The following is a 23,455-nucleotide window of genomic DNA, read 5'->3' as shown; positions in this document are numbered from 1 at the left end:
ATATCGAACTCAGGTTAATTAAAAAAAGCATTCTAGGATGAGTTTAAATTCACAAATTCTAATTACAGCCATATTGGGTGTGATTTTTGGTTTCGTTCTAAACCTCTTTCCAAATACACAATTTTTTGATGCAAGTATTTATGGCTTAAGTATTGTCAGTAGTATTTTTATTGGTTTACTTAAAATGCTGTTGATTCCCTTAATCTTCAGCTCAATTGTGGTTGGGGTTTCAAATTTAGAGGCGTCAGGTCAGTTAAGTAGAACGTGGAAAATTACTTTAATGTGTTGTGTCACCACAACAACATTGGCGCTTATTTTGGGCTTAGCATGTGCGCATTTATTTAATGTCGGCAAAGGTGTCGATATTGTTATGTTCCAAGATGCAATGAGCGCACATAACACGCCCGACACATTAACACCGTCATCTTTCTTCACCAATTTCATTCAAAATACTTTAATTAATCCATTTAAAGCATTTGCAGAAGGCAATGTTTTAGCTGTGGTTGTTTTTGCCTTATTTGTAGGCGTGGCTTTAGTGAAAGGTGGTGAAAATTTCAGAACGGTTCGTAAGCTCAGTCACCAGTTTTTTGACATTATGATGTTGATGATTGGCTGGGTGATGAAGCTTGCACCATTGGGGATCTTGGCATTACTTGCAAAGCTTATTGCCACCGAAGATGTGTCTGTATTAAGTCGTTTAGCTGAATTTGCCGCCGTGGTCACAGGTACAACAATTTTCCACGGGGTGGTGGTGTTGCCATTGTTGTTGTGGATTTTTGGCAAAATGAATCCATTGACCTTTTTTAAAGGGACACGTGCGGCATTAATTACTGCATTTGCAACAAGCTCAAGTTCTGCAACCATGCCACTTTCTATGAAGTGTGCGCAGGAAAATTTAGGTGTTCGTCCGCAAACAGCAGGTTTTGTTATTCCATTAGGTACGCAATTAAATATGGATGGGACAGCACTTTATGAAGCTGCTGCTGCTTTATTTATTGCAAACTTAATGGGTTTAGATTTAACCATTGGTCAGCAACTGATTGTATGTGCAACCGCAATGATTGCATCTTTGGGTGCGCCAGGTATTCCAAGCGCAGGCATGGTAACGATGATTATGGTTTTGCAATCGGTTGGTTTGCCTGCCGAAGCCATCGCAATTTTATTACCGATTGATCGTTTGTTAGATACGGTTCGTACCGTGGTTAATGTACAAGGGGATATGATGATTAGCGTGGTTGTTGATCGTTATACCAAAGAAGAAAATACGGTTTAGTTTGTCTATTTTAGAAACTGAGCAATAAAAAAGGTCGGATATTCCGACCTTTTTTATCTGTATGAAAAGAAGATTAATCTTCTTTTTTTACATCAATGGCTTCAACAGATGCGTCATTTTCAACATCAAGGTTGTCTTCAAATTCGATGTTGTCAAAACTGCCTTCTTCAAATTCGAATTCACCTTCTTCAAAATCATTTTCAGAAGCTTCTGGAATGCTATCTAAATCAAAATTATTTGATTGTTCAAGCGTAAAGTTCAAACGACCTGCCATTACACTTGCAAGCTCTTCTAAACCTTCTTTGTTCATTGAAGAGAAAAGTTGAATTGAGAAATTCAATTTCATCTTTTTCAATTCTGCCTTAACTTCTTGTAATGCTTTAGAAGCAGGACCACGGTTTAGTTTGTCGGACTTGGTTAAAAGTACATGAACAAATAATTGTCGTGAATACGCCCATTCCAACATCATTACATCGAAATGTTGTAATGGGTGTCGAATATCCATAAGCAACACTAAGCCTTGTAGGCTTTCACGATGAATAAGATAGTTTTCTAATTCTTTTTGCCAAACAATTTTCATGGCTTCAGGTACGGCAGCATAACCATAACCTGGTAAATCGACCAAGCGTTGGTCTGGGTTGCCTAAGCTAAAAAAGTTGATCATTTGTGTACGACCAGGCTTTTTAGATGCACGAGCCAATTGCTTTTGATTGGTTAGTGCATTAATCGCGCTCGATTTACCTGCATTTGAACGACCTGCAAATGCAACTTCATAACCTGTATCTTCAACACAAAGATTAAGCTTAGGCGCACTCATTAAGAATTCAGCTTTTCGTAACCAATTTAATGAGCGAACAGAGTACTCAGTAATGGCAGAATCAACTTTTTTCACATAGCTGATTTTTTGCTTAGGCGCATTTGCTATCTTACTGTTTTTAGACTTTCCTCTGCTGTGGTGCATAGCTTAACTTCAATCAATAATCTACAAACGACTATTATAAAGGAAGTCGAACATTCAAGCGACCTTTGCAGATTTTAAAGCGAAGTAAATTTACAAAGTACTTTATAAATGAATGAGGGGAATGGCAGATAAAGTTGAATATTTCGCTTGAGGTGATGTATTCAGAACATCATTGAGTGTGTATTGATTTAAGCTGACGTAAAACTGTTCAAGTGATTGATCTAAAATGCCTTTTAATCCACATTTACTGCGTAAAACACAGGGTGGGGTGTTACATTCAACAATTTGATGATCGCCTTGTAAAATTCTAACAATTTCACCAAGTTGTGAGTTTAATGCTTTTGGATTTAATCGAATTCCACCGCCTTTGCCACGTGTGGTAATAATCCAATCATGTTGTCCCATAAAATGAACAATTTTCACCAAATGATTTTTAGAGACATGCAAATCTTCCGCAATTTCGGCAATGGTATACGGCATATCTCTCGGTTGAGCGATATACATTAAAATACGCAGTGCATAATCGGTAAATTTGTTGAGTTGCATGTAGTCACATAAATGATGGGAGCTTTCTAGTTTAGCGTGAAAGTTCCCCTAAAGGAACTTTCAGCACAGAATCATCTATTTAGAACAAAGCAATAATGCTTATAGAGGAGCGGTAACTTGTACTGTATCGCCTACTTTATAGTTCTCTACCAAGATATTCGTTACAGAGAATTCTGTACGATTTTCTTCTGCTTTAACACTAAATGTAAATTCGTTATTTGCTTGAGCATCTGCGAATTTAAATTGTTGAGGTTGTTGAAGTTCATGATTTGGAACTTTAACTTTAACTGAAATATATTGTCCTGCTTCAGCATTTACAACATCTTTGCCATCAGTTGCTTTAATTGTAAATGTCTTACCGTTTTCATTTGTTTCAATTGCACTAATGTTAAATGAACGCCATCCGCTCCAACCACCTTGTTTTGCAGCAAGGTTTTCGAACTTCTGTTTTTCTGCATTAATTAAAATATCAGCCAATTGTAGATAAGCTTCTTTCCATGCCGCAATTAAGTCTGAATCCATTGGTACATCTAAAACTTCACTAATTGAATGAAGTAAGTTTTCACCCACAATTGAATATTGATCTGGTCGAATGTCTAAGCTGACGTGTTTCGTTGAAATGTGCTCAATTGCTTTAGCCAATACGCTTGGATTTTCAATATTCTCAGCATAAGCCAAAACAGCAGCGGCAAGAGCGCGTGGCTGACGACCTGTACTTTGATGATCGAGGTTAAATGTATTTTTAAGTTCAGGATTATTGTTCAACATGCGGTTGTAGAAATAGCTTGTAAGTGCAACACCATTCTCACGAAGTACAGGAACAGTAGATTTAACGAGTTCAATATATTGCGGGTTCATAGTTCAGCTTCTAGTGAGTTATAAGATATATTTAAAATACATCTTATAAAATATATTTACAATACATCTGAATGAAATAACCATAAAAAAAATATGAGATATGTAAAATATCCCATAAAAATATTAACTTAGTTAAATGTAAAAATTATTTCTTTCCGAATAAGGAACCAAGCAATCCACGTACAATTTTTTGCCCTGTAGATCCGCCTAAGCTACGCGCAGCACTTTTTGCAAAAGTTCCAACAGTATCTTGAATGATTTTTTCACGTTGCTTTGCGGCACGTTCAGCCTCTTTTTGCTGTTCTTTGGCGATGCGTTCTTGCTCCTTGGCTTGTTGTTTCGCAAAAGCTTCGGCTTCTTTCATTTGCTGTTTTTCTAAAGCTTCTCTTTCTTTTGCAGCTATTTTTTCTTGTTCCGCTTGAGCAGCTTGTTGTTGGGTTTCAGCAACTTTATTTTGTAAAAGTTCAAATGCGCTTTCACGATCGATCTCTTTTTCATAAATGCCTGCAACAACACTTTGACTGATTAAAGCATTACGCTCATCTGTACTGATTGGGCTGAAAGAAGAGTGGGGAGGCATAATCCATGCACGTTCCACCATTTGTGGAATCCCTTTTTCATCTAAACAGCTAACCAATGCTTCACCTACACCAAGTTCGGTAATAGCTTGATCTACTTTAAATTCAGGATTCGCACGGAATGTATCGGCAGCGGTTTTAACTGCTTTTTGATCTTTAGGCGTGAATGCACGTAAAGCATGTTGAATGCGGTTACCTAATTGACCTAAAACACTTTCAGGTAAATCGAGAGGATTTTGTGTAACGAAATAAATACCCACACCTTTAGAGCGAATAAGGCGAACCACTTGTTCAATTTTTTCTTGTAGTGCTTGGCTTGCATTGTCAAAAAGTAAATGTGCTTCATCGAAGAAGAAAACAAGTTTTGGTTTATCCATATCGCCAACTTCAGGAAGCTGTTCGAAAAGTTCTGAAAGCATCCAAAGTAAGAATGTTGCATAAAGCTTTGGTGTGTTCATTAATTTATCAGTAGCCAATAAATTAATGTTGCCTCGACCTTGGCTATCGGTTTGGATGAAATCCATAATATTTAAACTAGGTTCACCAAAAAACTTATCTCCACCTTGATCTGCAAGAGCAAGTAAATTGCGCTGAATTGCACCTAAACTTGCAGGAGATAAATTGCCGTATTCAGCTTGATAACTTGCTGCATTTTCACTGACATGGCTAATCATGGCTTTTAAATCTTTAAAGTCTAAAAGCAATAAACCTTGATCATCTGCAATTCTAAATACAGCGGAAAGCACACCTTCTTGCGTGTCGTTTAAATTCAACATACGTGCAAGAAGTAAAGGTCCAATTTCAGAAACTGTGGTACGAATAGGATGACCTTGTACACCAAATAAATCCCAAAAAACTACGGGATATGCAGCAAAATCTATCGATTCAATATTTAATGTTTTTAAGCGTTCGTCAAATTTTGCATTGCTTTCACCCGCTTTAGCTAGGCTTGAAACATCGCCTTTTGCATCGGCTAGAAATACGGGTACACCAAGACGGGAAAAGCTTTCTGCAAGTACTTTTAATGTTACAGTTTTACCTGTCCCTGTCGCACCTGTAATTAAGCCATGTCGATTGGCAAATTGAGAATGTAAAACAACATCTTGCGTTGTGTCAGATGTCTTTTTCGCAACAACAATTGGTGTACCCATATTTATTCCTATTTCATTGTAATTTATGACTTATTTAAGGTTTTAATTGCGTTTTCTATATCTTGTATTAAATCTTCAGGATGTTCTAGCCCTATGCAGAAACGAACCAGTAAACCTTCTTTTAAATGAGTATGTTCTAAAGTTCGCATCTCATTCAAGTTATATAGCATTACAAGGCTAATTGGACCACCCCAACTGAATCCTAATTTAAATAAAGTGAGTGCATCACAGAATTTTCGCACATCTTCCAAAGTATATTTAGGATCTAAAATAACGCTGACTAAGCCTGCGCTATGACCTTCTTTACATACATCTTTCCAGTATTGATGTCCTGCAGAAGCTTCATCATGAGGATGTAAAACTTGTATAAATTCTTTTTGCTGTTTTAGCCAATCTAAAAGTTTTATAGCACTTTTAGATTGATGCTCATAACGGAGTTGCATTGAAGATAAACTACGTTGAATTTGAGCAACATCATCACCTGAAATACTAATACCGTGAATTGCATGCATACGGAAGAGTTGATGATGTAACTTTTGATTACGTGTAACGATTGAGCCCATTAAAATATCACCGCCACCACTAGGATATTTTGTGAGTGCATGAACAGTAACATCGACACTTAAATGTTCATCGCTAAAGTCGAAGGCATTAAAGGCTAAACCTGCGCCCCAAGTATTGTCTAAAGCGGTAAGAATATTGTGTTGTTGTGCTTTTTTCGCAAGATTAACTAAGTCTGGGAATTCTAAAGTCACAGAACCTGCTGCTTCTAACCATAAAAGTTTGGCTTTTTCTGTTGGTTGAAAAGATGAAGCATCTATTGGGTTATAAACTTTGACTGAAATACCATAACGAGACGATAAGTTTTGTAAATGTTCCATGTTTGGACCATAAATATTATCTGCAACCCAAACTTCATCACCTTGAGATAAAAAACATGAGTTCACTAGGTTAATGGCAGATAACCCACTTGGTGCAAGTAGTGAATATTTTCCGCCTTCTATTTGGGCAATATTATCGCCAAGCGTAAATGTTGTAGGTGTTCCATGAGTGCCATAACTATAGTCGTAATCATCTGTCCAATGGCGATTAAACAAAGCATCTGTATTATCAAAAATAATTGTAGATGCACGATATAGGGGAGGTTGAATTGTATTTATAAGTTGAGGGGCTTTTCTTGGTGCGTGAATCAGTTGTGTTTGTTGGTTCTTTTTCACAATAAATCTCTTGGAATGTATTTAATGAACCTAGCTTAAGAGAAAAATATCGCTTTATGCTAATGAATTACGTAATTCTGTTAAAAATCGACAAATAAATAAAAGTTGGCTTCATTTTTGCAAAACTCAAACCAGAGCTATAACAATTAGGTTAACGCGCATGAAGTCGCATTTAAAAGTACATTATTTTCAGCATATTGCTGGCGAAGGATTCGGAAGTTGTTATGAATATTTAAAACAACTCGATGCACAAATAACAGCAACAGAATTCTTTGCTTTGCCTTTAGATCGTTCATTGGATATTGAAGCCTTGCCCACGGTAGAAGAAGTTGATTTGCTTATTATTATGGGGGGTACAATGAGTGTGAATGATGAGGCGAATTTTCCATGGCTAAAAGTAGAAAAAAGATGGTTGAGACGATACCTATCATCAGGTAAGCCGGCTTTAGGTTTGTGTTTAGGAGGGCAGTTAATTGCAAATGCATTAGGAGCAGCTGTAAGCCGTAATCCACAGCAAGAACTAGGTTGGGGGGTGGTGAAAAAAATAGAGGATGTGCCTAAAGATTGCTTTAAATTACCAGACTCATTTAATGTAATGCAGTGGCATAGCGAAACATTTGAAATTCCAAAAGGTGCAATACATCTTGCACAGAATCATATTTGCCGAAACCAAATGTATCAAATTGGAAAAAACATACTCGGATTTCAGTTTCATCCAGAAATTACGCCCAGTGCTTTAACATTATTTTTAGAGAATGATGATGAGTTGTCCAATTTTTCAGGAAAGTATGTTCAAGAGAGATGGGTGCTTGAAAAAACACCAAAAACAAGCTTTATTGAGGGAAATCAAATACTAAAAGATGCAATAGATTATTTGATAAAAGCAAAGCTGAGTGAATTAAAATCGGTTACAAAATAATCGGAAAGATAATTTAGATTATCTCTATAAAGGATAAAATAGATTTGCTTATGCAATAAACAATCGTTATAATGAGCGACCCTTTAATGAAAGGGGTTAGCTATAAATAATTAGCTAACATCGTGACAGTCATGGCATCGATCATGACCTTAGTGATTTTCACTGCCTTTGACACTTGCCTTACTTTTGTGGGGTGAGATGCGTCAAGGGTGATTCTTTATATATTTTGGCTTGGAGTTAACTGGTATGTCTAACCAGAGAATTCGTATCCGTCTTAAGTCTTTTGATCATCGTTTAATTGATCAATCTGCTCAAGAGATCGTAGAAACAGCAAAACGTACTGGCGCACAAGTTTGTGGTCCAATTCCGATGCCTACACGTATCGAACGTTTTAACGTTTTAACATCACCACACGTTAACAAAGATGCGCGTGACCAATACGAGATCCGCACTTACAAACGTTTGATCGATATCGTTCAACCTACAGATAAAACTGTAGATGCGTTGATGAAATTAGATCTTGCAGCTGGTGTTGATGTTCAGATCGCATTGGGTTAAGGCTTTCGGGTTAATTAACGTTTTAAGTTAATTAGGCCGCTTTTTTAGAGGTTTATGCACATGGCTATTGGTTTAGTCGGTCGCAAGTGCGGTATGACACGTATCTTTACAGATGCTGGTGTTTCTGTGCCTGTAACAGTGATTGAGGTTGATCCTAACCGCATCACTCAAATCAAAACGCTTGAAACTGATGGTTATCAAGCGATTCAAATCACTACTGGTGAACGTCGCGAATCTCGCGTAACTAACGCTCAGAAAGGTCACTTTGCGAAAGCTGGTGTTGCTGCTGGTCGTCTAGTTCAAGAATTCCGCGCTACAGAAGCTGATCTTGAAGGTCGTGAAGTTGGTACTTCTCTTACCGTTGAATTGTTCACAGTGGGTCAAATTGTTGACGTAACTGGTCAATCTAAAGGTAAAGGTTTCCAAGGTGGTGTTAAGCGTTGGAACTTCCGTACGCAAGACGCAACTCACGGTAACTCACTTTCTCACCGTGCTGTAGGTTCTACAGGTCAAAACCAGACTCCTGGTCGCGTATTCAAAGGCAAAAAAATGCCTGGTCACTTAGGTGCGGATCGCGTAACTACTCAGGGTCTTGAAATCGTTTCTATCGACACAGAACGTTCAGTTCTAGTTGTTAAAGGCGCGGTTCCTGGTGCTACTGGTGGCGACGTTATCGTTCGTCCTACGATCAAGGCCTGAGGGGAAATATTGTGAATTTAAATACTGTTTCCGGCTCTGCTGTTGAATTATCTGAAGTTGCTTTCGGTCGTGACTTTAACGAAGCACTTGTACACCAAGTTGTTACAGCTTATTTAGCTGGTGGTCGTCAAGGTTCGAAAGCTCAGAAATCACGTGGCGATGTATCTGGCGGTGGTAAAAAACCTTTCCGTCAAAAAGGTACTGGCCGTGCACGTGCTGGTTCTATCCGTAGCCCAATCTGGGTTGGTGGTGGTAAAACTTTTGCTGCTCGTCCACAAGATTGGTCTCAAAAAGTTAACCGTAAAATGTACCGCGGTGCTATGCAATGCATCCTGGCTGAACTTGTTCGTCAAGATCGCTTAATCTTAGTTGAAGAGTTTGCTGTTGCAGCTCCAAAAACTAAAGAATTGCTTGCAAAACTTAACGACTTGAATGCTACTCGTGCATTAATCGTTACTGATGCTGTTGATGAAAACTTGTATCTTGCTGCTCGCAATATTCCACATGTAGATGTGGTTGATGCTGCTGCAATTGATCCTGTTAGCTTGATTGCGTTCGATAAAGTTGTTATGTCTGTTGCTGCTGCTAAGAAAATTGAGGTAGAACTAGGATGAACAACGAACGTTTATATCAAGTCCTACAAGGACCTGTATTTTCAGAAAAAGCACAAGTTTTAGGTGAAACTGCTGGTGTTCAAGTTTTTAAAGTTGCTTTAAGCGCTAACAAACTTGAAATCAAAAAAGCAGTAGAACAATTGTTTGGTGTGGAAGTTGTTAAAGTTAACACGACTATCACTAAAGGTAAGACTAAACGCTTTGGTAAAACATTAGGACGTCGTTCTGATGTTAAAAAAGCATACGTCACCCTGAAAGCTGGCCAAGATGTTGAAATGGCTGACTTGGGCGATACCGCTGAAAGCGCAGCGGAATAAGGACGAGAATTATGCCTATTCAAAAATGTAAGCCAACGTCACCAGGACGCCGCTTTGTAGAGAAGGTTGTTCACGACCATCTACATAAAGGTGCTCCTTACTCACCGTTGGTTGAAGCTAAAAAACGTACTGGTGGTCGTAACAATAACGGTCACATTACGACTCGTCACGTTGGTGGCGGTCATAAACAGCACTACCGTCTTGTTGACTTTAAGCGTAACAAAGATGGCATTCCTGCTGTAGTTGAACGTATTGAATACGATCCTAACCGTACTGCACACATTGCACTTGTATTGTATGCTGACGGTGAGCGTCGTTATATTATTGCACCTAAAGGCCTTCGCGCTGGTGATCAAGTACAGTCTGGTAACGATGCTCCAATTCGTCCAGGTAACTGCTTGCCACTTCGCAACATGCCAATTGGTTCTACTCTTCACAACATCGAGCTTAAAATCGGTAAAGGCGCACAATTAGTACGTTCTGCTGGTACATCTGCTCAATTGTTGGGTCGTGACGGTTCTTACGCAATCATTCGTTTACGTTCAGGCGAAATGCGTAAAGTACACGTTGAATGTCGTGCAGTTCTTGGTGAAGTTTCTAACCAAGAAAGCAACTTACGTTCACTAGGTAAAGCTGGTGCATCACGCTGGCGTGGTGTTCGTCCTACCGTTCGTGGTATGGCGATGAACCCAGTTGACCATCCACATGGTGGTGGTGAAGGGCGTAATAAAGGTATTCAACCTGTAAGCCCATGGGGTCAAAAAGCTAAAGGGTACAAAACACGTACCAATAAGCGTACGACTAAGATGATCATTCGCGACCGTCGCGTTAAGTAACAAGTAAAGGAATCTGACAATGCCTCGTTCTCTGAAAAAAGGCCCATTCGTCGATGCGCACTTGTTCGCTAAGGTTGAAGCGGCTATCGCGGCTAATAACCGTAAGCCGATCAAAACTTGGTCGCGTCGTTCGATGATCCTCCCGGATTTTGTTGGTTTAACAATTTCTGTTCATAATGGTCGTAACCATGTTCCGGTAATTGTATCTGAACATATGGTTGGTCATAAACTCGGTGAATTCGCGCCAACTCGTACCTATCGTGGTCACGGTGTTGACAAGAAGTCTAAACGTTAAGGTGCTATGATGGAAGTTACTGCTAAATTACGCGGTGCCGCTATCTCGGCACAAAAAGCACGTTTGGTTGCAGATTTAATCCGTGGCAAATCTATTGCTCACGCGCTTAATATCTTGAACTTCAGCAATAAAAAAGCTGCAGTGATAGTTAAAAAAGCATTAGAATCTGCAATTGCGAATGCTGAACACAATAACAGTTTAGATGTAGACGACCTTAAAGTTTCTACGATTTACGTTGATGAAGGCACTAGCCTTAAACGTATTTTGCCACGTGCTAAAGGCCGTGCAGATCGTATTACTAAGCGTACTTGTCACATTACCGTTAAGGTAGGGGTTTGATATGGGTCAGAAGGTTCATCCAATCGGTATCCGCCTAGGTGTTGTGAAACGTCATAACGCTAATTGGTATGCGAGTCCGAAACAATACGCTGAATACTTGCTTAAAGATTTGCAAGTTCGTGAGTTTTTGAATAAAAAACTTAAGAATGCAATGATCAGCAATATTCTTATCGAACGTCCTACGGGCGCTGCTAAAATTACTATTAGCACTGCACGTCCTGGTATCGTTATCGGTAAAAAAGGCGAAGACATTGAGAAATTACAACGCGAATTAACATCTATTATGGGTGTTCCTGCGCAAGTAAGCATCAACGAAATCGACCGTCCGGATTTAGATGCTCGTCTAGTTGCTGAAGGTATTGCTTCACAATTAGAAAAGCGTGTTATGTTCCGTCGTGCTATGAAGCGTGCGGTGCAAAACTCTATGCGTGCTGGTGCTAAAGGTATCAAAGTTGAAGTTTCAGGTCGTTTAGGCGGTGCTGAGATTGCTCGTACAGAATGGTATCGTGAAGGTCGTGTACCTTTGCATACTCTACGTGCTGACATTGATTACTCATCAGTTCGTGCTGAGACTACTTACGGTACGATCGGTGTTAAAGTTTGGGTATTCCGTGGTGAGATTTTAGGTGGCATGAAACAAGTCATGAACCCTGCTCCTGCTGAAGAACGTCCAGCTAAACGCGGTCGCGGTCGTGGTGAAGGTCAAGAGCGTCGTGGTCGTCGCAATGATCGTTCTGCTGAAAAAGGAGAATAATCCATGTTGCAACCTAAACGTACTAAATTCCGCAAAGTGCAAAAAGGCCGTAACACTGGTTTAGCACATCGCGGTAGCACTGTATCTTTTGGTACAATTGCACTTAAATCAATTGAACGTGGTCAAATGACTGCGCGTCAAATTGAAGCAGCGCGTCGTACAATCAGCCGTCGTATTAAACGTGGTGGTAAGATCTTTATCCGTGTTTTCCCAGACAAGCCAATTACTGAAAAACCATTAGAAGTTCGTATGGGTAAAGGTAAAGGTTCTGTGGAATACTGGGTTTGCCAAATCAAACCAGGTAAAGTCTTGTACGAAATTGATGGTGTTAACGAAGAATTGGCTCGTGAAGCGTTTACGCTTGCGGCTGCTAAACTTCCGTTTAAAACCACTATCGTGACTCGGACGGTAATGTAATGAAAACTAAAGATCTACGTGAAAAGTCGGTAGAAGAATTGACAACTTTGCTTGATGAGCAACAGTTAAATCAATTCCGTCTTCGTATGGCTAAAGCAACTGGTCAGTTGGGTAAATCGCATGAAGTAGCGCTTACTCGTAAGACTATTGCTCGTATTAAGACCCTCCTTACCGAAAAACAGGGGAACGCACAATGAGTGAGCAAACAGTTCGCACGTTAACAGGTAAAGTAGTAAGTGACAAAATGGAGAAATCTATTGTTGTTCTTATCGAACGCCGCGTTCAACATCCGTTGTATGGCAAATCAATCCGCCGTTCAACAAAATTACACGCTCATGATGAGAACAACACAGCTAAAACTGGCGATGTTGTAACCATTAAAGAAAGCCGCCCAGTTTCTAAAACTAAGTCTTGGACTTTAGTTGAAGTGATTGAAGCAGCTGCTGAGTAATTAGACGTTCTTGTTGCATCATCGGTTGATTTCGAGTACTCTTTGAGCCTTTCGAAAATGTGACCGGTGATGCTCGGTTTTGGAGTAGGGCAATGATTCAAACCGAAAGTATGCTAGACGTAGCAGACAACAGTGGTGCTCGCCGCGTACAATGTATTAAAGTACTAGGTGGTTCACATCGTCGTTATGCTTCCGTTGGCGACATTATTAAAGTTACTGTAAAAGAAGCTATTCCACGTGGTCGTGTTAAAAAAGGCGACGTGATGAATGCTGTAGTTGTTCGTACAAAGTTCGGCATCCGTCGTCCAGACGGTTCTGTAATCCGTTTTGATGATAATGCTGCTGTTATCTTGAATACGAACAAAGCGCCGATTGCAACTCGTATTTTCGGACCAGTGACTCGTGAACTTCGTACAGAACAGTTCATGAAAATTATTTCATTGGCTCCTGAAGTACTATAAGAGGCGATCATGGCTAAGATTAAAAAAGGCGATCAAGTAATTGTGATCGCAGGTAAAGAAAAAGGCAAACAGGGTTCTGTTCTGTCTGTTTCAAATGACCGCGTTCTAGTTGAAGGCTTGAACTTGGTTAAGAAGCATCAAAAGCCGAACCGTGCAACAGGTGCTGAAGGCGCTGTAGTTACACAAGAAGCTACGCTTCATATCTCAAACGTGGCAATTTTTAATGCTGCAACCCAAAAGGCTGACCGTGTTGGTTACCAAGTTGTAGAAGGCACGAAAACTCGTATCTTCAAGTCAACTGGTGAATCAGTGGCGGCAGCGAAGTAATAGGTTGAAATAGGCGATGGCCAGACTTAAAACACGTTATAACGACGAACTTAAGACTCAGTTACAAGAAACTTTGGCTCTTAAGAATGTGATGGATATTCCACGCATTACTAAAATCACCATTAACATGGGTGTTGGTGCTGCTTCAGCTGACAAGAAATTGTTAGATGGCGCTCTTTCTGATATGCAAGCTATTGCTGGTCAAAAACCAGTTCTTACATTAGCTCGCAAATCAATTGCTGGTTTTAAAATCCGTGATGGTTGGCCGATTGGTTGTAAAGTTACTTTACGCGGCGAACGTATGTACGAATTCTTAGACCGTCTGATCTCTATCGCGATCCCTCGTATCCGTGACTTCCGTGGTTTCTCTGCGAAATCATTTGATGGTCGTGGTAACTATTCAATGGGTCTTAAGGAACAAATTATGTTCCCTGAAATCGATTTTGATAAGATTGACCGTATTCGTGGTATGGATATTACCATCACTACGACTGCTCGCACTGATGACGAAGGCCGTGCGCTTATGCGTGCATTCGGCTTCCCGTTCAAATAAGAGGTCGATATGGCTAAGAAAGGTATGATTAATCGCGAATTGAAACGCGAAGCTACTGTTGCTAAATACGCTGCGAAACGTGCTGAATTAAAAGCAATTATCGCAAACGTAAATGCATCAGACGAAGAACGTTTCGAAGCGATGATGAAATTTCAAGCATTACCTCGTAATGCGTCTCCAGTACGTCTACGTAACCGTTGTGGTTTAACTGGTCGTCCTCATGGTTACTTCCGTAAGTTCGGCTTAAGCCGTAACAAATTACGTGAAACTGTAATGCAGGGTGATGTACCGGGCGTTGTTAAGGCAAGCTGGTAAGGAGCACTATAAATGAGTATGCAAGATACCGTTGCCGACATGCTAACACGTGTTCGTAACGCACAAATGGCTAAGAAACAAACTGTTTCTATGCCGAATTCTAAGTTGAAAGTTGCAATTGCAAACGTACTTCAACAAGAAGGTTATATTTCAAACGTAGAAGTTGCTGATAATGAAGGCAAGCCTACTTTGACTATTACTTTAAAATACTTTGAAGGCAAACCAGTTATCGAAACTGTGAAACGCGTAAGCCGTCCAGGTTTACGTCAGTATCGCGGTAAAGATGCACTTCCAAGCGTTAAGCAAGGTTTAGGTATTGCAATTGTTTCTACAAGCAAAGGCATCATGACTGATCGCGCTGCACGTGCTGCGGGTATCGGTGGTGAAGTTGTTGCTTTTGTTTCTTAATAGGTGATTCCTCATGTCTCGTGTGGCTAAAGCCCCAGTAACTGTACCTAACGGTGTAACAGTTACTCAGAACGGCCGGCAGGTCGAAGTGAAAGGCACAAAAGGTACTTTGTCTTTCAACCTGCATGCGCTGGTCGAGTTAAAACAGGAAGAAGGTCAGCTTCATATTGCTCCAGTTAAAGAATCTAAAGATTCTTGGATGCAAGCTGGTACTGCTCGCGCTGTTCTTAACAACCTTGTAAAAGGTGTTAGCGAAGGTTTCGAACGTAAGTTGCAACTTATCGGTGTTGGTTATAAAGCTGCGGTTAAAGGTAATATTATTAACCTTAACCTTGGTTTCTCACACCCGATCGATTACAACCTTCCTGAAGGTGTAACTGCAGAAACTCCAACTGCTACTGAAATTGTTCTTAAATCTGCTGATAAAGCAGCTTTAGGTCAAGTAGCTGCTGAAATCCGTGGTTACCGTCCTCCTGAGCCTTATAAAGGTAAGGGTGTTCGTTATTCTGACGAAGTTGTACTTCGTAAAGAAGCTAAGAAGAAATAAGGCGCGAGGTTCTTATGAACGAAAAGAAACAATCCCGTTTGCGTCGTGCGAAAAGCACACGCTTGCACATACGTGCATTGGGTGCGACTCGTTTGTGTGTAAACCGCACTCCGCGTCACATCTATGCTCAAGTTATCTCAGCAGATGGTGGCAAAGTTTTAGCGCAAGCTTCAACTTTAGATGCTACTCTACGTGCGGGTACAACTGGTAACGTTAATGCAGCCCAACAAGTTGGTGCTTTAATTGCTGAGCGTGCGAAAGCTGCTGGTGTAACTAAAGTTGCATTTGACCGTTCTGGTTTCAAATATCATGGTCGTATCAAAGCCTTGGCTGATGCTGCTCGTGAAAACGGTTTGGAGTTCTAATCATGGCTAAAGTTGAACAAAACGAAGGTCTTGTTGAAAAGCTGGTTGCCGTTGATCGTGTAGCCAAAGTTGTTAAGGGTGGTCGTATCTTCTCTTTCACAGCATTAACTGTTGTGGGTGATGGTAATGGTCGCGTAGGTTTTGGTCGTGGTAAAGCACGTGAAGTTCCAGCTGCTATTTCTAAAGCGCTTGAAGCTGCACGTCGTAACATGATTACTGTTGATCTTGTTGATGGTACTGTTCAGCACCCTATCAATGCTCGTCACGGTGCAAGCCGCGTTTACATGCAACCTGCTTCTGAAGGTACTGGTGTAATTGCTGGTGGCGCTATGCGTGCAGTTTTAGAAGCTGTTGGCGTACGTAACGTATTGACTAAATGTTATGGCTCTACCAATGCTGCTAACGTAGTAAACGCAACTTTTAATGGTTTGCGTGATATGACTTCTCCTGAGAAAGTCGCTGCGAAACGTGGTTTGTCAGTAGCACAAATTCAAGGGTAATCAATCATGAAAACGATTAAAGTTACCCAGACTAAATCTGCAGCTCATCGCTTGAAAAATCACAAGCTTAGCCTGCAAGGTTTAGGTCTGCGTCGTATTGGTCATACTGTAGAAGTGCAAGATACGCCTTCTAACCGTGGTATGATCAACCAAGTCTACTATATGGTTAGTGTAGAGGAGTAAGCCATGACTCTGCGTTTAAATGAACTTGCACCTGCAGAAGGTGCAAAACGCGACAATTTACGTAAAGGTCGTGGTATTGGTTCTGGCGTTGGTAAAACCGGTGGCCGTGGTGTGAAAGGTCAAACTTCACGCTCTGGTGGTGGTGTACGTGCTGGATTTGAAGGTGGTCAAACTGCGTTGTATCGTCGTTTACCTAAATTCGGTTTCACTAGCCAAATCGCTTTGAAAACTGCTGAAGTACGTTTATCTGAGCTTTCTAAAGTTGAAGGTGATATTATTTCACTTGAAACTTTAAAAGCTGCGAATATTGTTCGTAAAGACATGATTCGTGCTCGTATCGTACTTTCTGGTGAAATTACTCGTGCCTTCACTGTTAAAGGTATTGTGTTGACTAAAGGCGCTAAAGCTGCTCTTGAAGCTGCTGGCGGTAAAGTCGAGGAGTAATCCCCAGTGTCTATGACTCCTAGTTCTTCAGGTCATGTAAACATGATGAAAGGTCAACCGTTTCATGTGAAATATCGTGAAATTATTCGCCGAATGATGTTCCTCATTGGTGCTTTGTTGGTTTTTCGACTAGGAGCGCATATTCCAGTTCCGGGCATTAATAATGCTGCCCTCGAAAACCTTTTTAATGCAAATCAAGGTACTATCCTTGGTTTGTTTAACATGTTTTCGGGTGGTGCATTAGAGCGGATGTCGATTCTTGCTTTAGGTATCATGCCGTATATTTCTGCATCTATTATTGTGCAGTTAATGTCTACGGTAGTGCCTTCGCTCGAAGCTTTGAAAAAAGAAGGCGAGCAAGGTAAGCGTAAAATAAATCAATATACGCGACAAGGAACTTTGTTTCTTGCACTTGTGCAAGCAACGGGTATGTGTGCTGGATTAATTAGTCAGGGTATTACTTTGACAGATGGTCTTGCATTCTACATTCCTGCAGTAACTTCTTTGGTTGCTGGTACAATGTTTCTCATGTGGTTAGGCGAGCAAATCACCGAGCGTGGTGTGGGTAATGGTATTTCCATGATCATCTTCGCTGGTATTGTTGCAGGATTGCCGAATTTAGTTCTGCAATCATTAACATCGGTTGATAGTGGTCAGTCAAGCCTGATTGGTTTGGTTGTATTTGGCTTACTATCTTTAGGTGTTTTGGCGGCAATTGTATTTATTGAGAAGGCGCAGCGTCGTATCCCAGTAAATTATGCTCAAAAACAACAAGGTCGTCGTGTGTTTACTGCACAACAGACACATTTGCCATTAAAAATTAATATGGCTGGTGTTATTCCTGCAATTTTTGCAAGTTCATTGCTTTTGTTCCCTGCGAGCTTAGGGCAATGGGTGGGAAGTACTGATCCAAATGCAGGATTTATTAAACGTGGTCTGCAAGATTTAGCACTCGTGCTTTCGCCTGGACAGCCGTTGTATTTGGTGCTCTTTGGTGCGTTAATTATCTTTTTCTGTTATTTCTATACTGCGCTAGTATTTAGCCCTAAAGAAGTTTCAGAAAACTTGAAACGCAGCGGAGCTTATGTGCCTGGTATACGTCCAGGTGAGCAAACTGCTCGTTACTTAGATCATATTCTCAATCGTTTGACATTTATTGGCGCGATTTACATTACAGTGATCTGTTTAATGCCGATGATTCTGCAAAGCTCTTTTGGTATTCCATTTAGCTTAGGCGGTACATCTTTGCTGATCGTTGTGGTTGTTGTGATGGACTTTATGGCTCAGCTTCAAGCACATCTCACATCGCACCAATATGATAATCAATCACTAATGAGAAAAACGACTGCTCATCCTAAGGGATAAGCGCACTTAGAGGTTTCATCATGAAAGTACAAGCTTCTGTAAAGAAAATTTGTGGTAGCTGTAAAGTTATCCGTCGTAATGGGGTTATTCGCGTAATTTGTAGCGCTGAACCTCGTCATAAACAGCGTCAAGGTTAATCTAAATTAAGACCTGTTGATTTCAGTAGGCTAATTAGGTTATTATCCGCCCCTCAAGATTTTTGTGGGGCGGTTGATTATCTCAATTGCCTTTTTGGAGAAAATTGAATGGCTCGTATTGCCGGTGTAAACATTCCGGATAACAAGCATGCTGTTATCTCTCTAACGTATATCTTTGGTATTGGTCGCCATACTGCTAAGAATATCTTAGCTGCTGTAGCTATCGCTCCAACGACAAAGATTCGTGAATTAGATGATGCTCAGCTTGATGCGATTCGTGCAGAAGTTGCTAAGGTTCCGACCGAAGGTGATTTACGTCGCGAAATTTCCATGAACATTAAACGTTTAATGGATTTAGGCTGCTACCGCGGTCTTCGTCATCGTCGCAGCTTGCCTGTCCGTGGACAACGCACTAAAACTAACGCTCGTACCCGTAAAGGTCCGCGCAAACCTATTAAGAAATAAGATTTCTGGAAGCTAAAAGATGGCTAAAGATACTCGCGCACGCAAGAAGGTCACTCGTACCGTCTCTGAAGGTGTCGCACACATTCACGCTTCTTTTAATAACACCATTGTGACTATTACCGATCGTCAAGGTAATGCACTGGCTTGGGCTACCTCTGGTGGACAAGGCTTCCGTGGATCACGTAAATCAACTCCGTTTGCTGCTCAGGTAGCTGCTGAAGTTGCTGGTAAAGCTGCTTTAGATTACGGTTTGAAAAACTTGGACGTCCTTGTAAAAGGTCCTGGTCCTGGTCGTGAGTCTGCGGTTCGTGCTTTAGGTGCAGTGGGTTATAAAATTAACAGCATTACCGATGTGACGCCAATCCCGCACAACGGTTGTCGTCCACCTAAAAAACGTCGCGTGTAAGGAGAAACATTCATGGCTCGTTATATTGGTCCAAAATGCAAACTCTCTCGCCGCGAAGGGACAGACCTGCAACTTAAATCAGGCGTTAAACCGTTTGATGTTAAGACTAAAAAACACGCTAAAGCTCCAGGCCAACATGGCGGAGCTCGTGGCGGTAAACAATCAGAGTATTCACTACAATTACGTGAAAAACAAAAAGTACGTCGTATGTACGGTGTTTTAGAGCGTCAATTTAGTAACTACTATAAAGAAGCTGCTCGTGTTAAAGGCGCAACAGGTGAAAACTTGTTGAAATTGCTTGAAAGCCGCCTAGATAACGTTGTTTATCGCATGGGTTTTGGTTCTACACGCGCAGAAGCTCGTCAGCTAGTATCTCACCGTTCAATCACTTTAAATGGTCGTCGCGTTAACATCGCGTCAATCCAAGTTAAAGCGGGCGATGTGATTGCAGTTCACGAAGGTGCTAAACAACAATTACGTATTAAAAACGCAATTGAGTTAGCTGCTCAACGTGGTATTCCTGCTTGGATGGAAATTGATCATTCTAAGTTGGAAGGTACGTTTAAAGCTGCACCAGATCGTTCTGATTTACCTGCTGAAATCAACGAAAGCTTGATTGTAGAATTGTATTCTAAATAATCCTTGAGGTAGCAATATGACGCGTACTGCAAATGAGTTTCTAACTCCGCAAGCGATCAAGGTCGAAGCGGTTAGCGGGACCTCGGCAAAAGTTATTCTAGAACCCTTAGAGCGTGGCTTTGGTCATACTCTTGGTAATGCTTTACGTCGCATCCTTCTTTCTTCTTTACCTGGCGCTGCTGTGGTTGAAGTTGAAATTGAGGGTGTTGAGCACGAGTACAGTACTTTGGAAGGCTTGCAGCAGGACATCGTCGAGCTCTTGCTGAACCTAAAAGGATTGTCGATTAAGCTGTTCGATCAAAACGAAGCATATTTAACATTAGAAAAACAAGGTCCTGGCGATGTAACAGCCGCTGATCTTCGTTTACCTCATAATGTTGAAGTGGTTAACCCTGAACATTTGATTGGTACTTTAAGTGCTTCAGGCTCATTAAAAATGCGCCTGAAAGTTTCTCAAGGTCGTGGTTATGAAACTTCTGATTCACGCTTCCCTGAAGGCGAAACTCGCCCAGTGGGTCGTTTACAATTAGACGCTTCTTATAGCCCAATTAAACGTGTGTCTTACACCGTAGAAAATGCGCGTGTAGAACAACGTACTGACCTTGATAAGCTGATCATTGATCTTGAAACAAATGGTACTGTTGATCCAGAAGAAGCAATCCGTAAAGCGGCAACAATTTTGCAACAACAAATTGCAATTTTTGTTGATCTTCAGAAAGATCAAGCACCAGTTGCTCAAGAGCCTCGTGAAGAAGTTGACCCAATCTTGCTTCGTCCAGTAGATGATCTAGAGCTTACTGTTCGTTCTGCTAACTGTTTGAAAGCAGAAAATATTTACTACATCGGTGATCTTGTTCAACGTACTGAAGTTGAGTTGTTAAAAACTCCTAACTTAGGTAAAAAATCGTTGACTGAGATTAAAGATGTTCTGGCTTCAAAAGGCTTGCAACTCGGCATGCGTTTAGAGAACTGGCCTCCGGCTAGCCTCCGTATGGACGATCGCTTTGCCTATCGTAGCCGTTAATTAAGTAGGACTATCACCATGCGTCATCGTAATAGTGGTGTGAAATTAGGCCGTACAAGCAGTCATCGTAAAGCGATGTTCCAAAACATGGCTAATTCTTTGTTCGAACATGAGTTAATTAAAACTACTGTTCCTAAAGCGAAAGAATTACGTCGTGTAGCTGAGCCTTTAATCACTTTAGCTAAAGTCGATACAGTAGCAAACCGTCGTTTAGCGTTTGCTCGTACTCGTTCAGCAGCAACTGTTGGTAAATTATTTACCGTTCTTGGCCCTCGTTACAAAGAACGTAACGGCGGTTATCTACGTGTGCTTAAAGCAGGCTTCCGTGCAGGTGATGCTGCGCCAATGGCTTATGTTGAGCTTGTAGATCGCGAAGTTAAATAATTTCGTAAGAATAGCTTCAGTTGTTCTTAGAAAAAGCCGGTTTTTAACCGGCTTTTTTTTATGTTTGAAATAATATAATGGATTAAACACAAACGTATTCATGTTGATCTATGTGTTCTAATATGGAGGATATAGCTCAAGTCAAACTGATCATGCAAAAAGAAATAGATATTTTAATTATTGGTGCTGGTATTTCTGGTATTGGCTTAGCATCACACTTATCAAAAGAATGTCCAAAACGCAGTTTTAAAATAGTTGAGCAACGCCAAAATATTGGTGGTACTTGGGACTTATTTAAATATCCGGGCATTCGATCTGATTCGGATATGTCGACCTTTGGTTTTAACTTTAAGCCTTGGACAAAGGCGAGTGTATTGGCTGATGGTACTTCTATAAAATCTTATTTATCTGAAGTCGTGACTGAACAGCAATTAGAAAAGCATATTTATTTTAATCATCGTATTTTATCTCTGAACTTCAATTCTTCAAAGAAGAAATGGGTCGTTGAAATTGAAAATGCTCAACATCAAATGGAAGTTTGGGTAGCAAATTTTGTCTGTGGATGCACTGGCTACTATAATTATAATCAAGGCTTTCAGCCGATATTTCCTCAGCAAGAGGTATTTAAAGGGGAATTAATTCACCCGCAGCATTGGCCTGAAAATTTAGATTATAAAAATAAGAAAATTACTATTATTGGTAGTGGCGCAACAGCAATTACTTTAGTTCCTGCTTTAGTGAAAGGTGGTGCGAAGAATGTGACTTTATTACAACGATCACCAACATATATTGCATCTGTTCCATCTGTAGATAAATTTTACAAAAAAATACAAAATATATTGCCGTTGAAAATGGCATATCAACTTACACGTGCACGTAATGTTGGTATGCAGCGCCTTGTATATGTGTTGGCACAGAAACAGCCTCAATTGTTGAGAAAATATTTATTGAGCTCTATAAAAAAACAGTTGCAGGGCAAGGTGGATATTAAGCACTTCACTCCTACATATAATCCATGGGAGCAACGTTTATGTGTTGTACCTGATGGTGATTTGTTTCAAGTTTTACGTGATGGGCAGGCAAGTATAGAAACAGATCTTATCGAAAAATTTACAACCTCAGGTATTTTACTTAAGTCAGGTAAAACGATAGAAGCCGATATTATTGTTTCTGCGACAGGTTTGGAAATTCAAATATTGGGCGGCATAAAAACCACAATCGATGGTGTAGCTTTAGATACCTCTAAAACAATGTTGTATCGTGGTGTGATGGTCAGTGATGTGCCAAATATGGCAATGATGATTGGTTATGTGAATGCATCTTGGACTTTAAAAGTTGATATTGCGTCTGAGTATATTTGTCGCCTGTTAAATTATATGGATCAAAATAATTATAAAGGGGTAGTGGCCCAAGGCGATATAAATGAAATGTTAGATGATACCGTGATGGGTAGTTTGTCATCAGGCTATATTTCAAGAGCAATGGATGTTTTGCCTAAGCAGGGTAAAAGTAAAATTTGGCAGGTGACGAATAATTATTTGGCAGATCGAAAAGCCTTAAAAGCTGCAAAATTTAAAGATGATATTTTGAAGTTTCATTAATTTTTAAATGTATTCATCGCACTGGCTTTTCATACAAATGCATCGAAACTTTTTAAGGGCTAGGTTACACTAGAGATTACTGAAATAGATTTATTTTTGGATAAAACGATGACTGAAGAAATTAGTTTAGAAGAACGTAAGGTAATTTACCGTGCACGTCGTGGCTTGAAAGAAATTGATGTCTATTTTGATCCTTATGTTAAAAACTATTATTTGAAAGCTGATGCTGAAGAAAAACAGATGTTCTTTGAATTGGTTGAGCAAGAAGATCCAGATCTTTTAGATTGGTTTATGGAAGTTTCTGAGCCTCCACGTCCTGAGCTTAAAGACTTCATTAAGAAGTTGAAGTTTTACGTGCATGGTGCATAAAGAATTTCATTTGAAACACAGTCGAATCTCGATTGTGTTTCAATTAGTGATTATTCTCTTAATTATTTTCATACTATATCCATTATTAAATATTGTATTTTTTATCTTTTCGATTATTTTATTAATCATCTCATTTCTATTCTTTCATAAAAAAGCACACATTAGACTTCCTTCATAAA

The 23,455-nt window shown here is 40.2% G+C and carries 36 protein-coding genes and 1 pseudogene; 32 read left to right on the top strand and 5 right to left on the bottom strand.

Features of this window, described 5'->3' with window-relative positions; all coding sequences use genetic code 11:
• Positions 1-37 precede the first annotated feature (37 nt).
• Positions 38-1,273: a dicarboxylate/amino acid:cation symporter gene (locus tag A6M14_RS09040; RefSeq protein WP_152874620.1), complete on the top strand. Its 1,236-nt coding sequence runs from the start codon at positions 38-40 to the stop codon at positions 1,271-1,273.
• A 73-nt stretch (positions 1,274-1,346) separates the two neighbouring features.
• Here A6M14_RS09040 and yihA read toward each other — a convergent pair whose 3' ends face one another.
• The 5 genes from yihA to A6M14_RS09015 all read right to left on the bottom strand — a co-directional run bounded on the left by yihA (position 1,347) and on the right by A6M14_RS09015 (position 6,584).
• Positions 1,347-2,234: a ribosome biogenesis GTP-binding protein YihA/YsxC gene (gene yihA, locus A6M14_RS09035; RefSeq protein WP_152874619.1), complete on the bottom strand. Its 888-nt coding sequence runs from the start codon at positions 2,232-2,234 to the stop codon at positions 1,347-1,349.
• A gap of 102 nt (positions 2,235-2,336) precedes the next feature.
• Positions 2,337-2,780 carry an RrF2 family transcriptional regulator gene (locus tag A6M14_RS09030; protein ID WP_152874618.1) on the bottom strand — a complete coding sequence of 148 codons (444 nt, stop codon included), beginning with the start codon at positions 2,778-2,780 and terminating at the stop codon, positions 2,337-2,339.
• Between the two features lie 99 nt (positions 2,781-2,879).
• The gene (locus A6M14_RS09025; RefSeq protein ID WP_152874617.1) at positions 2,880-3,638 is read right to left on the bottom strand and encodes a globin domain-containing protein; all 759 of its coding nucleotides are present in this window, start codon (positions 3,636-3,638) and stop codon (positions 2,880-2,882) included.
• A 145-nt stretch (positions 3,639-3,783) separates the two neighbouring features.
• Positions 3,784-5,367 (bottom strand): helicase HerA-like domain-containing protein, encoded by a 1,584-nt coding sequence (locus A6M14_RS09020; protein WP_152874616.1) that lies wholly within the window; start codon positions 5,365-5,367, stop codon positions 3,784-3,786.
• A 23-nt stretch (positions 5,368-5,390) separates the two neighbouring features.
• Entirely contained in the window at positions 5,391-6,584 is a 1,194-nt protein-coding gene (locus A6M14_RS09015; protein ID WP_188110884.1) for a PLP-dependent transferase, read from the bottom strand.
• A gap of 160 nt (positions 6,585-6,744) precedes the next feature.
• On the opposite strand from A6M14_RS09015, the gene A6M14_RS09010 reads away from it, so the two are divergent.
• From A6M14_RS09010 to A6M14_RS08860, 31 genes and pseudogenes are all read left to right on the top strand, one after another.
• A complete protein-coding gene (locus A6M14_RS09010; RefSeq protein ID WP_152874615.1) occupies positions 6,745-7,503 on the top strand; it encodes a type 1 glutamine amidotransferase in 759 nt (252 codons plus the stop codon).
• A 246-nt stretch (positions 7,504-7,749) separates the two neighbouring features.
• Positions 7,750-8,061 (top strand): 30S ribosomal protein S10, encoded by a 312-nt coding sequence (gene rpsJ, locus A6M14_RS09005; protein ID WP_000070912.1) that lies wholly within the window; start codon positions 7,750-7,752, stop codon positions 8,059-8,061.
• 60 nt (positions 8,062-8,121) lie between these two features.
• Complete coding sequence (gene rplC / locus A6M14_RS09000; protein ID WP_152874614.1) at positions 8,122-8,760, top strand: 50S ribosomal protein L3; 639 nt, start codon at positions 8,122-8,124, stop codon at positions 8,758-8,760.
• Positions 8,761-8,771: 11 nt separating this feature from the next.
• On the top strand, positions 8,772-9,374 hold the full coding sequence (gene rplD, locus A6M14_RS08995) for a 50S ribosomal protein L4 (RefSeq protein WP_188110883.1): 603 nt from the start codon (positions 8,772-8,774) through the stop codon (positions 9,372-9,374).
• Entirely contained in the window at positions 9,371-9,691 is a 321-nt protein-coding gene (gene rplW, locus A6M14_RS08990; protein ID WP_086179953.1) for a 50S ribosomal protein L23, read from the top strand. The genes rplD and rplW overlap by 4 nt, the downstream gene beginning before the upstream one ends.
• An 11-nt stretch (positions 9,692-9,702) precedes the next feature.
• On the top strand, positions 9,703-10,527 hold the full coding sequence (rplB, locus tag A6M14_RS08985) for a 50S ribosomal protein L2 (protein WP_152874612.1): 825 nt from the start codon (positions 9,703-9,705) through the stop codon (positions 10,525-10,527).
• Between the two features lie 19 nt (positions 10,528-10,546).
• The gene (gene rpsS, locus A6M14_RS08980) at positions 10,547-10,822 is read left to right on the top strand and encodes a 30S ribosomal protein S19 (protein ID WP_004281508.1); all 276 of its coding nucleotides are present in this window, start codon (positions 10,547-10,549) and stop codon (positions 10,820-10,822) included.
• 9 nt (positions 10,823-10,831) lie between these two features.
• Positions 10,832-11,161, top strand: coding sequence for a 50S ribosomal protein L22 (rplV, locus tag A6M14_RS08975; RefSeq protein ID WP_152874611.1), 330 nt, complete (start codon positions 10,832-10,834; stop codon positions 11,159-11,161).
• Between the two features lies 1 nt (position 11,162).
• A pseudogene (gene rpsC, locus A6M14_RS08970) lies at positions 11,163-11,979 on the top strand (30S ribosomal protein S3).
• Entirely contained in the window at positions 11,919-12,332 is a 414-nt protein-coding gene (rplP, locus tag A6M14_RS08965; RefSeq protein WP_067669331.1) for a 50S ribosomal protein L16, read from the top strand. Before rpsC ends, rplP begins: the two are co-directional and overlap by 61 nt.
• Complete coding sequence (gene rpmC / locus A6M14_RS08960) at positions 12,332-12,529, top strand: 50S ribosomal protein L29 (RefSeq protein ID WP_152874609.1); 198 nt, start codon at positions 12,332-12,334, stop codon at positions 12,527-12,529. The genes rplP and rpmC overlap by 1 nt, the downstream gene beginning before the upstream one ends.
• Entirely contained in the window at positions 12,526-12,783 is a 258-nt protein-coding gene (gene rpsQ, locus A6M14_RS08955; protein ID WP_152874608.1) for a 30S ribosomal protein S17, read from the top strand. Before rpmC ends, rpsQ begins: the two co-directional genes overlap by 4 nt.
• A gap of 92 nt (positions 12,784-12,875) precedes the next feature.
• Positions 12,876-13,244 (top strand): 50S ribosomal protein L14, encoded by a 369-nt coding sequence (rplN, locus tag A6M14_RS08950; protein WP_067762909.1) that lies wholly within the window; start codon positions 12,876-12,878, stop codon positions 13,242-13,244.
• A gap of 9 nt (positions 13,245-13,253) precedes the next feature.
• A complete protein-coding gene (gene rplX / locus A6M14_RS08945) occupies positions 13,254-13,571 on the top strand; it encodes a 50S ribosomal protein L24 (RefSeq protein ID WP_152874607.1) in 318 nt (105 codons plus the stop codon).
• A 16-nt stretch (positions 13,572-13,587) separates the two neighbouring features.
• A complete protein-coding gene (gene rplE / locus A6M14_RS08940) occupies positions 13,588-14,124 on the top strand; it encodes a 50S ribosomal protein L5 (RefSeq protein ID WP_152874606.1) in 537 nt (178 codons plus the stop codon).
• 9 nt (positions 14,125-14,133) lie between these two features.
• On the top strand, positions 14,134-14,439 hold the full coding sequence (gene rpsN, locus A6M14_RS08935; protein ID WP_067762906.1) for a 30S ribosomal protein S14: 306 nt from the start codon (positions 14,134-14,136) through the stop codon (positions 14,437-14,439).
• A gap of 12 nt (positions 14,440-14,451) precedes the next feature.
• A complete protein-coding gene (rpsH, locus tag A6M14_RS08930; RefSeq protein ID WP_152874605.1) occupies positions 14,452-14,847 on the top strand; it encodes a 30S ribosomal protein S8 in 396 nt (131 codons plus the stop codon).
• Positions 14,848-14,860: 13 nt separating this feature from the next.
• On the top strand, positions 14,861-15,394 hold the full coding sequence (rplF, locus tag A6M14_RS08925) for a 50S ribosomal protein L6 (RefSeq protein ID WP_152874604.1): 534 nt from the start codon (positions 14,861-14,863) through the stop codon (positions 15,392-15,394).
• A gap of 14 nt (positions 15,395-15,408) precedes the next feature.
• Positions 15,409-15,759, top strand: a complete 351-nt coding sequence (gene rplR, locus A6M14_RS08920) for a 50S ribosomal protein L18 (protein ID WP_152874603.1) — start codon at positions 15,409-15,411, stop codon at positions 15,757-15,759.
• 2 nt (positions 15,760-15,761) lie between these two features.
• Entirely contained in the window at positions 15,762-16,259 is a 498-nt protein-coding gene (rpsE, locus tag A6M14_RS08915; RefSeq protein WP_067762902.1) for a 30S ribosomal protein S5, read from the top strand.
• A gap of 6 nt (positions 16,260-16,265) precedes the next feature.
• Positions 16,266-16,442 carry a 50S ribosomal protein L30 gene (gene rpmD / locus A6M14_RS08910; protein ID WP_152874602.1) on the top strand — a complete coding sequence of 59 codons (177 nt, stop codon included), beginning with the start codon at positions 16,266-16,268 and terminating at the stop codon, positions 16,440-16,442.
• A 3-nt stretch (positions 16,443-16,445) separates the two neighbouring features.
• A complete protein-coding gene (gene rplO / locus A6M14_RS08905; protein WP_152874601.1) occupies positions 16,446-16,886 on the top strand; it encodes a 50S ribosomal protein L15 in 441 nt (146 codons plus the stop codon).
• Positions 16,887-16,931: 45 nt separating this feature from the next.
• On the top strand, positions 16,932-18,251 hold the full coding sequence (secY, locus tag A6M14_RS08900) for a preprotein translocase subunit SecY (protein ID WP_171500268.1): 1,320 nt from the start codon (positions 16,932-16,934) through the stop codon (positions 18,249-18,251).
• 20 nt (positions 18,252-18,271) lie between these two features.
• Complete coding sequence (rpmJ, locus tag A6M14_RS08895; RefSeq protein WP_000867907.1) at positions 18,272-18,388, top strand: 50S ribosomal protein L36; 117 nt, start codon at positions 18,272-18,274, stop codon at positions 18,386-18,388.
• A 108-nt stretch (positions 18,389-18,496) separates the two neighbouring features.
• Positions 18,497-18,853: a 30S ribosomal protein S13 gene (rpsM, locus tag A6M14_RS08890; protein WP_152874600.1), complete on the top strand. Its 357-nt coding sequence runs from the start codon at positions 18,497-18,499 to the stop codon at positions 18,851-18,853.
• A 19-nt stretch (positions 18,854-18,872) separates the two neighbouring features.
• Positions 18,873-19,259: a 30S ribosomal protein S11 gene (gene rpsK / locus A6M14_RS08885; protein WP_004281491.1), complete on the top strand. Its 387-nt coding sequence runs from the start codon at positions 18,873-18,875 to the stop codon at positions 19,257-19,259.
• A gap of 12 nt (positions 19,260-19,271) precedes the next feature.
• Entirely contained in the window at positions 19,272-19,898 is a 627-nt protein-coding gene (gene rpsD, locus A6M14_RS08880; RefSeq protein WP_152874599.1) for a 30S ribosomal protein S4, read from the top strand.
• Positions 19,899-19,914: 16 nt separating this feature from the next.
• Complete coding sequence (locus A6M14_RS08875) at positions 19,915-20,922, top strand: DNA-directed RNA polymerase subunit alpha (RefSeq protein WP_152874598.1); 1,008 nt, start codon at positions 19,915-19,917, stop codon at positions 20,920-20,922.
• An 18-nt stretch (positions 20,923-20,940) separates the two neighbouring features.
• A complete protein-coding gene (gene rplQ / locus A6M14_RS08870) occupies positions 20,941-21,306 on the top strand; it encodes a 50S ribosomal protein L17 (protein WP_034587447.1) in 366 nt (121 codons plus the stop codon).
• Positions 21,307-21,458: 152 nt separating this feature from the next.
• Positions 21,459-22,907, top strand: a complete 1,449-nt coding sequence (locus A6M14_RS08865; RefSeq protein ID WP_152874621.1) for a flavin-containing monooxygenase — start codon at positions 21,459-21,461, stop codon at positions 22,905-22,907.
• A 108-nt stretch (positions 22,908-23,015) separates the two neighbouring features.
• Positions 23,016-23,276, top strand: a complete 261-nt coding sequence (locus A6M14_RS08860) for an FAD assembly factor SdhE (protein WP_152874597.1) — start codon at positions 23,016-23,018, stop codon at positions 23,274-23,276.
• Positions 23,277-23,455 lie beyond the last annotated feature (179 nt).

It is taken from the genome of Acinetobacter portensis, from assembly GCF_009372215.1.
Classification (GTDB): Bacteria; Pseudomonadota; Gammaproteobacteria; order Pseudomonadales; family Moraxellaceae; genus Acinetobacter; species Acinetobacter portensis.
This window is presented reverse-complemented; position numbering and strand designations above follow the sequence as displayed.

Bases quoted from the DNA above. Each gene is read 5' to 3' on its own strand.
- A6M14_RS09040 (WP_152874620.1), top strand. From the start codon at position 38: ATGAGTTTAAATTCACAAATTCTAATTACAGCCATATTGGGTGTGATT.
- yihA (WP_152874619.1), bottom strand. From the start codon at position 2,234: ATGCACCACAGCAGAGGAAAGTCTAAAAACAGTAAGATAGCAAATGCG.
- A6M14_RS09030 (WP_152874618.1), bottom strand. From the start codon at position 2,780: ATGCAACTCAACAAATTTACCGATTATGCACTGCGTATTTTAATGTAT.
- A6M14_RS09025 (WP_152874617.1), bottom strand. From the start codon at position 3,638: ATGAACCCGCAATATATTGAACTCGTTAAATCTACTGTTCCTGTACTT.
- A6M14_RS09020 (WP_152874616.1), bottom strand. From the start codon at position 5,367: ATGGGTACACCAATTGTTGTTGCGAAAAAGACATCTGACACAACGCAA.
- A6M14_RS09010 (WP_152874615.1), top strand. From the start codon at position 6,745: ATGAAGTCGCATTTAAAAGTACATTATTTTCAGCATATTGCTGGCGAA.
- rpsJ (WP_000070912.1), top strand. From the start codon at position 7,750: ATGTCTAACCAGAGAATTCGTATCCGTCTTAAGTCTTTTGATCATCGT.
- rplC (WP_152874614.1), top strand. From the start codon at position 8,122: ATGGCTATTGGTTTAGTCGGTCGCAAGTGCGGTATGACACGTATCTTT.
- rplW (WP_086179953.1), top strand. From the start codon at position 9,371: ATGAACAACGAACGTTTATATCAAGTCCTACAAGGACCTGTATTTTCA.
- rplB (WP_152874612.1), top strand. From the start codon at position 9,703: ATGCCTATTCAAAAATGTAAGCCAACGTCACCAGGACGCCGCTTTGTA.
- rpsS (WP_004281508.1), top strand. From the start codon at position 10,547: ATGCCTCGTTCTCTGAAAAAAGGCCCATTCGTCGATGCGCACTTGTTC.
- rplV (WP_152874611.1), top strand. From the start codon at position 10,832: ATGGAAGTTACTGCTAAATTACGCGGTGCCGCTATCTCGGCACAAAAA.
- rplP (WP_067669331.1), top strand. From the start codon at position 11,919: ATGTTGCAACCTAAACGTACTAAATTCCGCAAAGTGCAAAAAGGCCGT.
- rpmC (WP_152874609.1), top strand. From the start codon at position 12,332: ATGAAAACTAAAGATCTACGTGAAAAGTCGGTAGAAGAATTGACAACT.
- rpsQ (WP_152874608.1), top strand. From the start codon at position 12,526: ATGAGTGAGCAAACAGTTCGCACGTTAACAGGTAAAGTAGTAAGTGAC.
- rplN (WP_067762909.1), top strand. From the start codon at position 12,876: ATGATTCAAACCGAAAGTATGCTAGACGTAGCAGACAACAGTGGTGCT.
- rplX (WP_152874607.1), top strand. From the start codon at position 13,254: ATGGCTAAGATTAAAAAAGGCGATCAAGTAATTGTGATCGCAGGTAAA.
- rplE (WP_152874606.1), top strand. From the start codon at position 13,588: ATGGCCAGACTTAAAACACGTTATAACGACGAACTTAAGACTCAGTTA.
- rpsN (WP_067762906.1), top strand. From the start codon at position 14,134: ATGGCTAAGAAAGGTATGATTAATCGCGAATTGAAACGCGAAGCTACT.
- rpsH (WP_152874605.1), top strand. From the start codon at position 14,452: ATGAGTATGCAAGATACCGTTGCCGACATGCTAACACGTGTTCGTAAC.
- rplF (WP_152874604.1), top strand. From the start codon at position 14,861: ATGTCTCGTGTGGCTAAAGCCCCAGTAACTGTACCTAACGGTGTAACA.
- rplR (WP_152874603.1), top strand. From the start codon at position 15,409: ATGAACGAAAAGAAACAATCCCGTTTGCGTCGTGCGAAAAGCACACGC.
- rpsE (WP_067762902.1), top strand. From the start codon at position 15,762: ATGGCTAAAGTTGAACAAAACGAAGGTCTTGTTGAAAAGCTGGTTGCC.
- rpmD (WP_152874602.1), top strand. From the start codon at position 16,266: ATGAAAACGATTAAAGTTACCCAGACTAAATCTGCAGCTCATCGCTTG.
- rplO (WP_152874601.1), top strand. From the start codon at position 16,446: ATGACTCTGCGTTTAAATGAACTTGCACCTGCAGAAGGTGCAAAACGC.
- secY (WP_171500268.1), top strand. From the start codon at position 16,932: ATGAAAGGTCAACCGTTTCATGTGAAATATCGTGAAATTATTCGCCGA.
- rpmJ (WP_000867907.1), top strand. From the start codon at position 18,272: ATGAAAGTACAAGCTTCTGTAAAGAAAATTTGTGGTAGCTGTAAAGTT.
- rpsM (WP_152874600.1), top strand. From the start codon at position 18,497: ATGGCTCGTATTGCCGGTGTAAACATTCCGGATAACAAGCATGCTGTT.
- rpsK (WP_004281491.1), top strand. From the start codon at position 18,873: ATGGCTAAAGATACTCGCGCACGCAAGAAGGTCACTCGTACCGTCTCT.
- rpsD (WP_152874599.1), top strand. From the start codon at position 19,272: ATGGCTCGTTATATTGGTCCAAAATGCAAACTCTCTCGCCGCGAAGGG.
- A6M14_RS08875 (WP_152874598.1), top strand. From the start codon at position 19,915: ATGACGCGTACTGCAAATGAGTTTCTAACTCCGCAAGCGATCAAGGTC.
- rplQ (WP_034587447.1), top strand. From the start codon at position 20,941: ATGCGTCATCGTAATAGTGGTGTGAAATTAGGCCGTACAAGCAGTCAT.
- A6M14_RS08865 (WP_152874621.1), top strand. From the start codon at position 21,459: ATGCAAAAAGAAATAGATATTTTAATTATTGGTGCTGGTATTTCTGGT.
- A6M14_RS08860 (WP_152874597.1), top strand. From the start codon at position 23,016: ATGACTGAAGAAATTAGTTTAGAAGAACGTAAGGTAATTTACCGTGCA.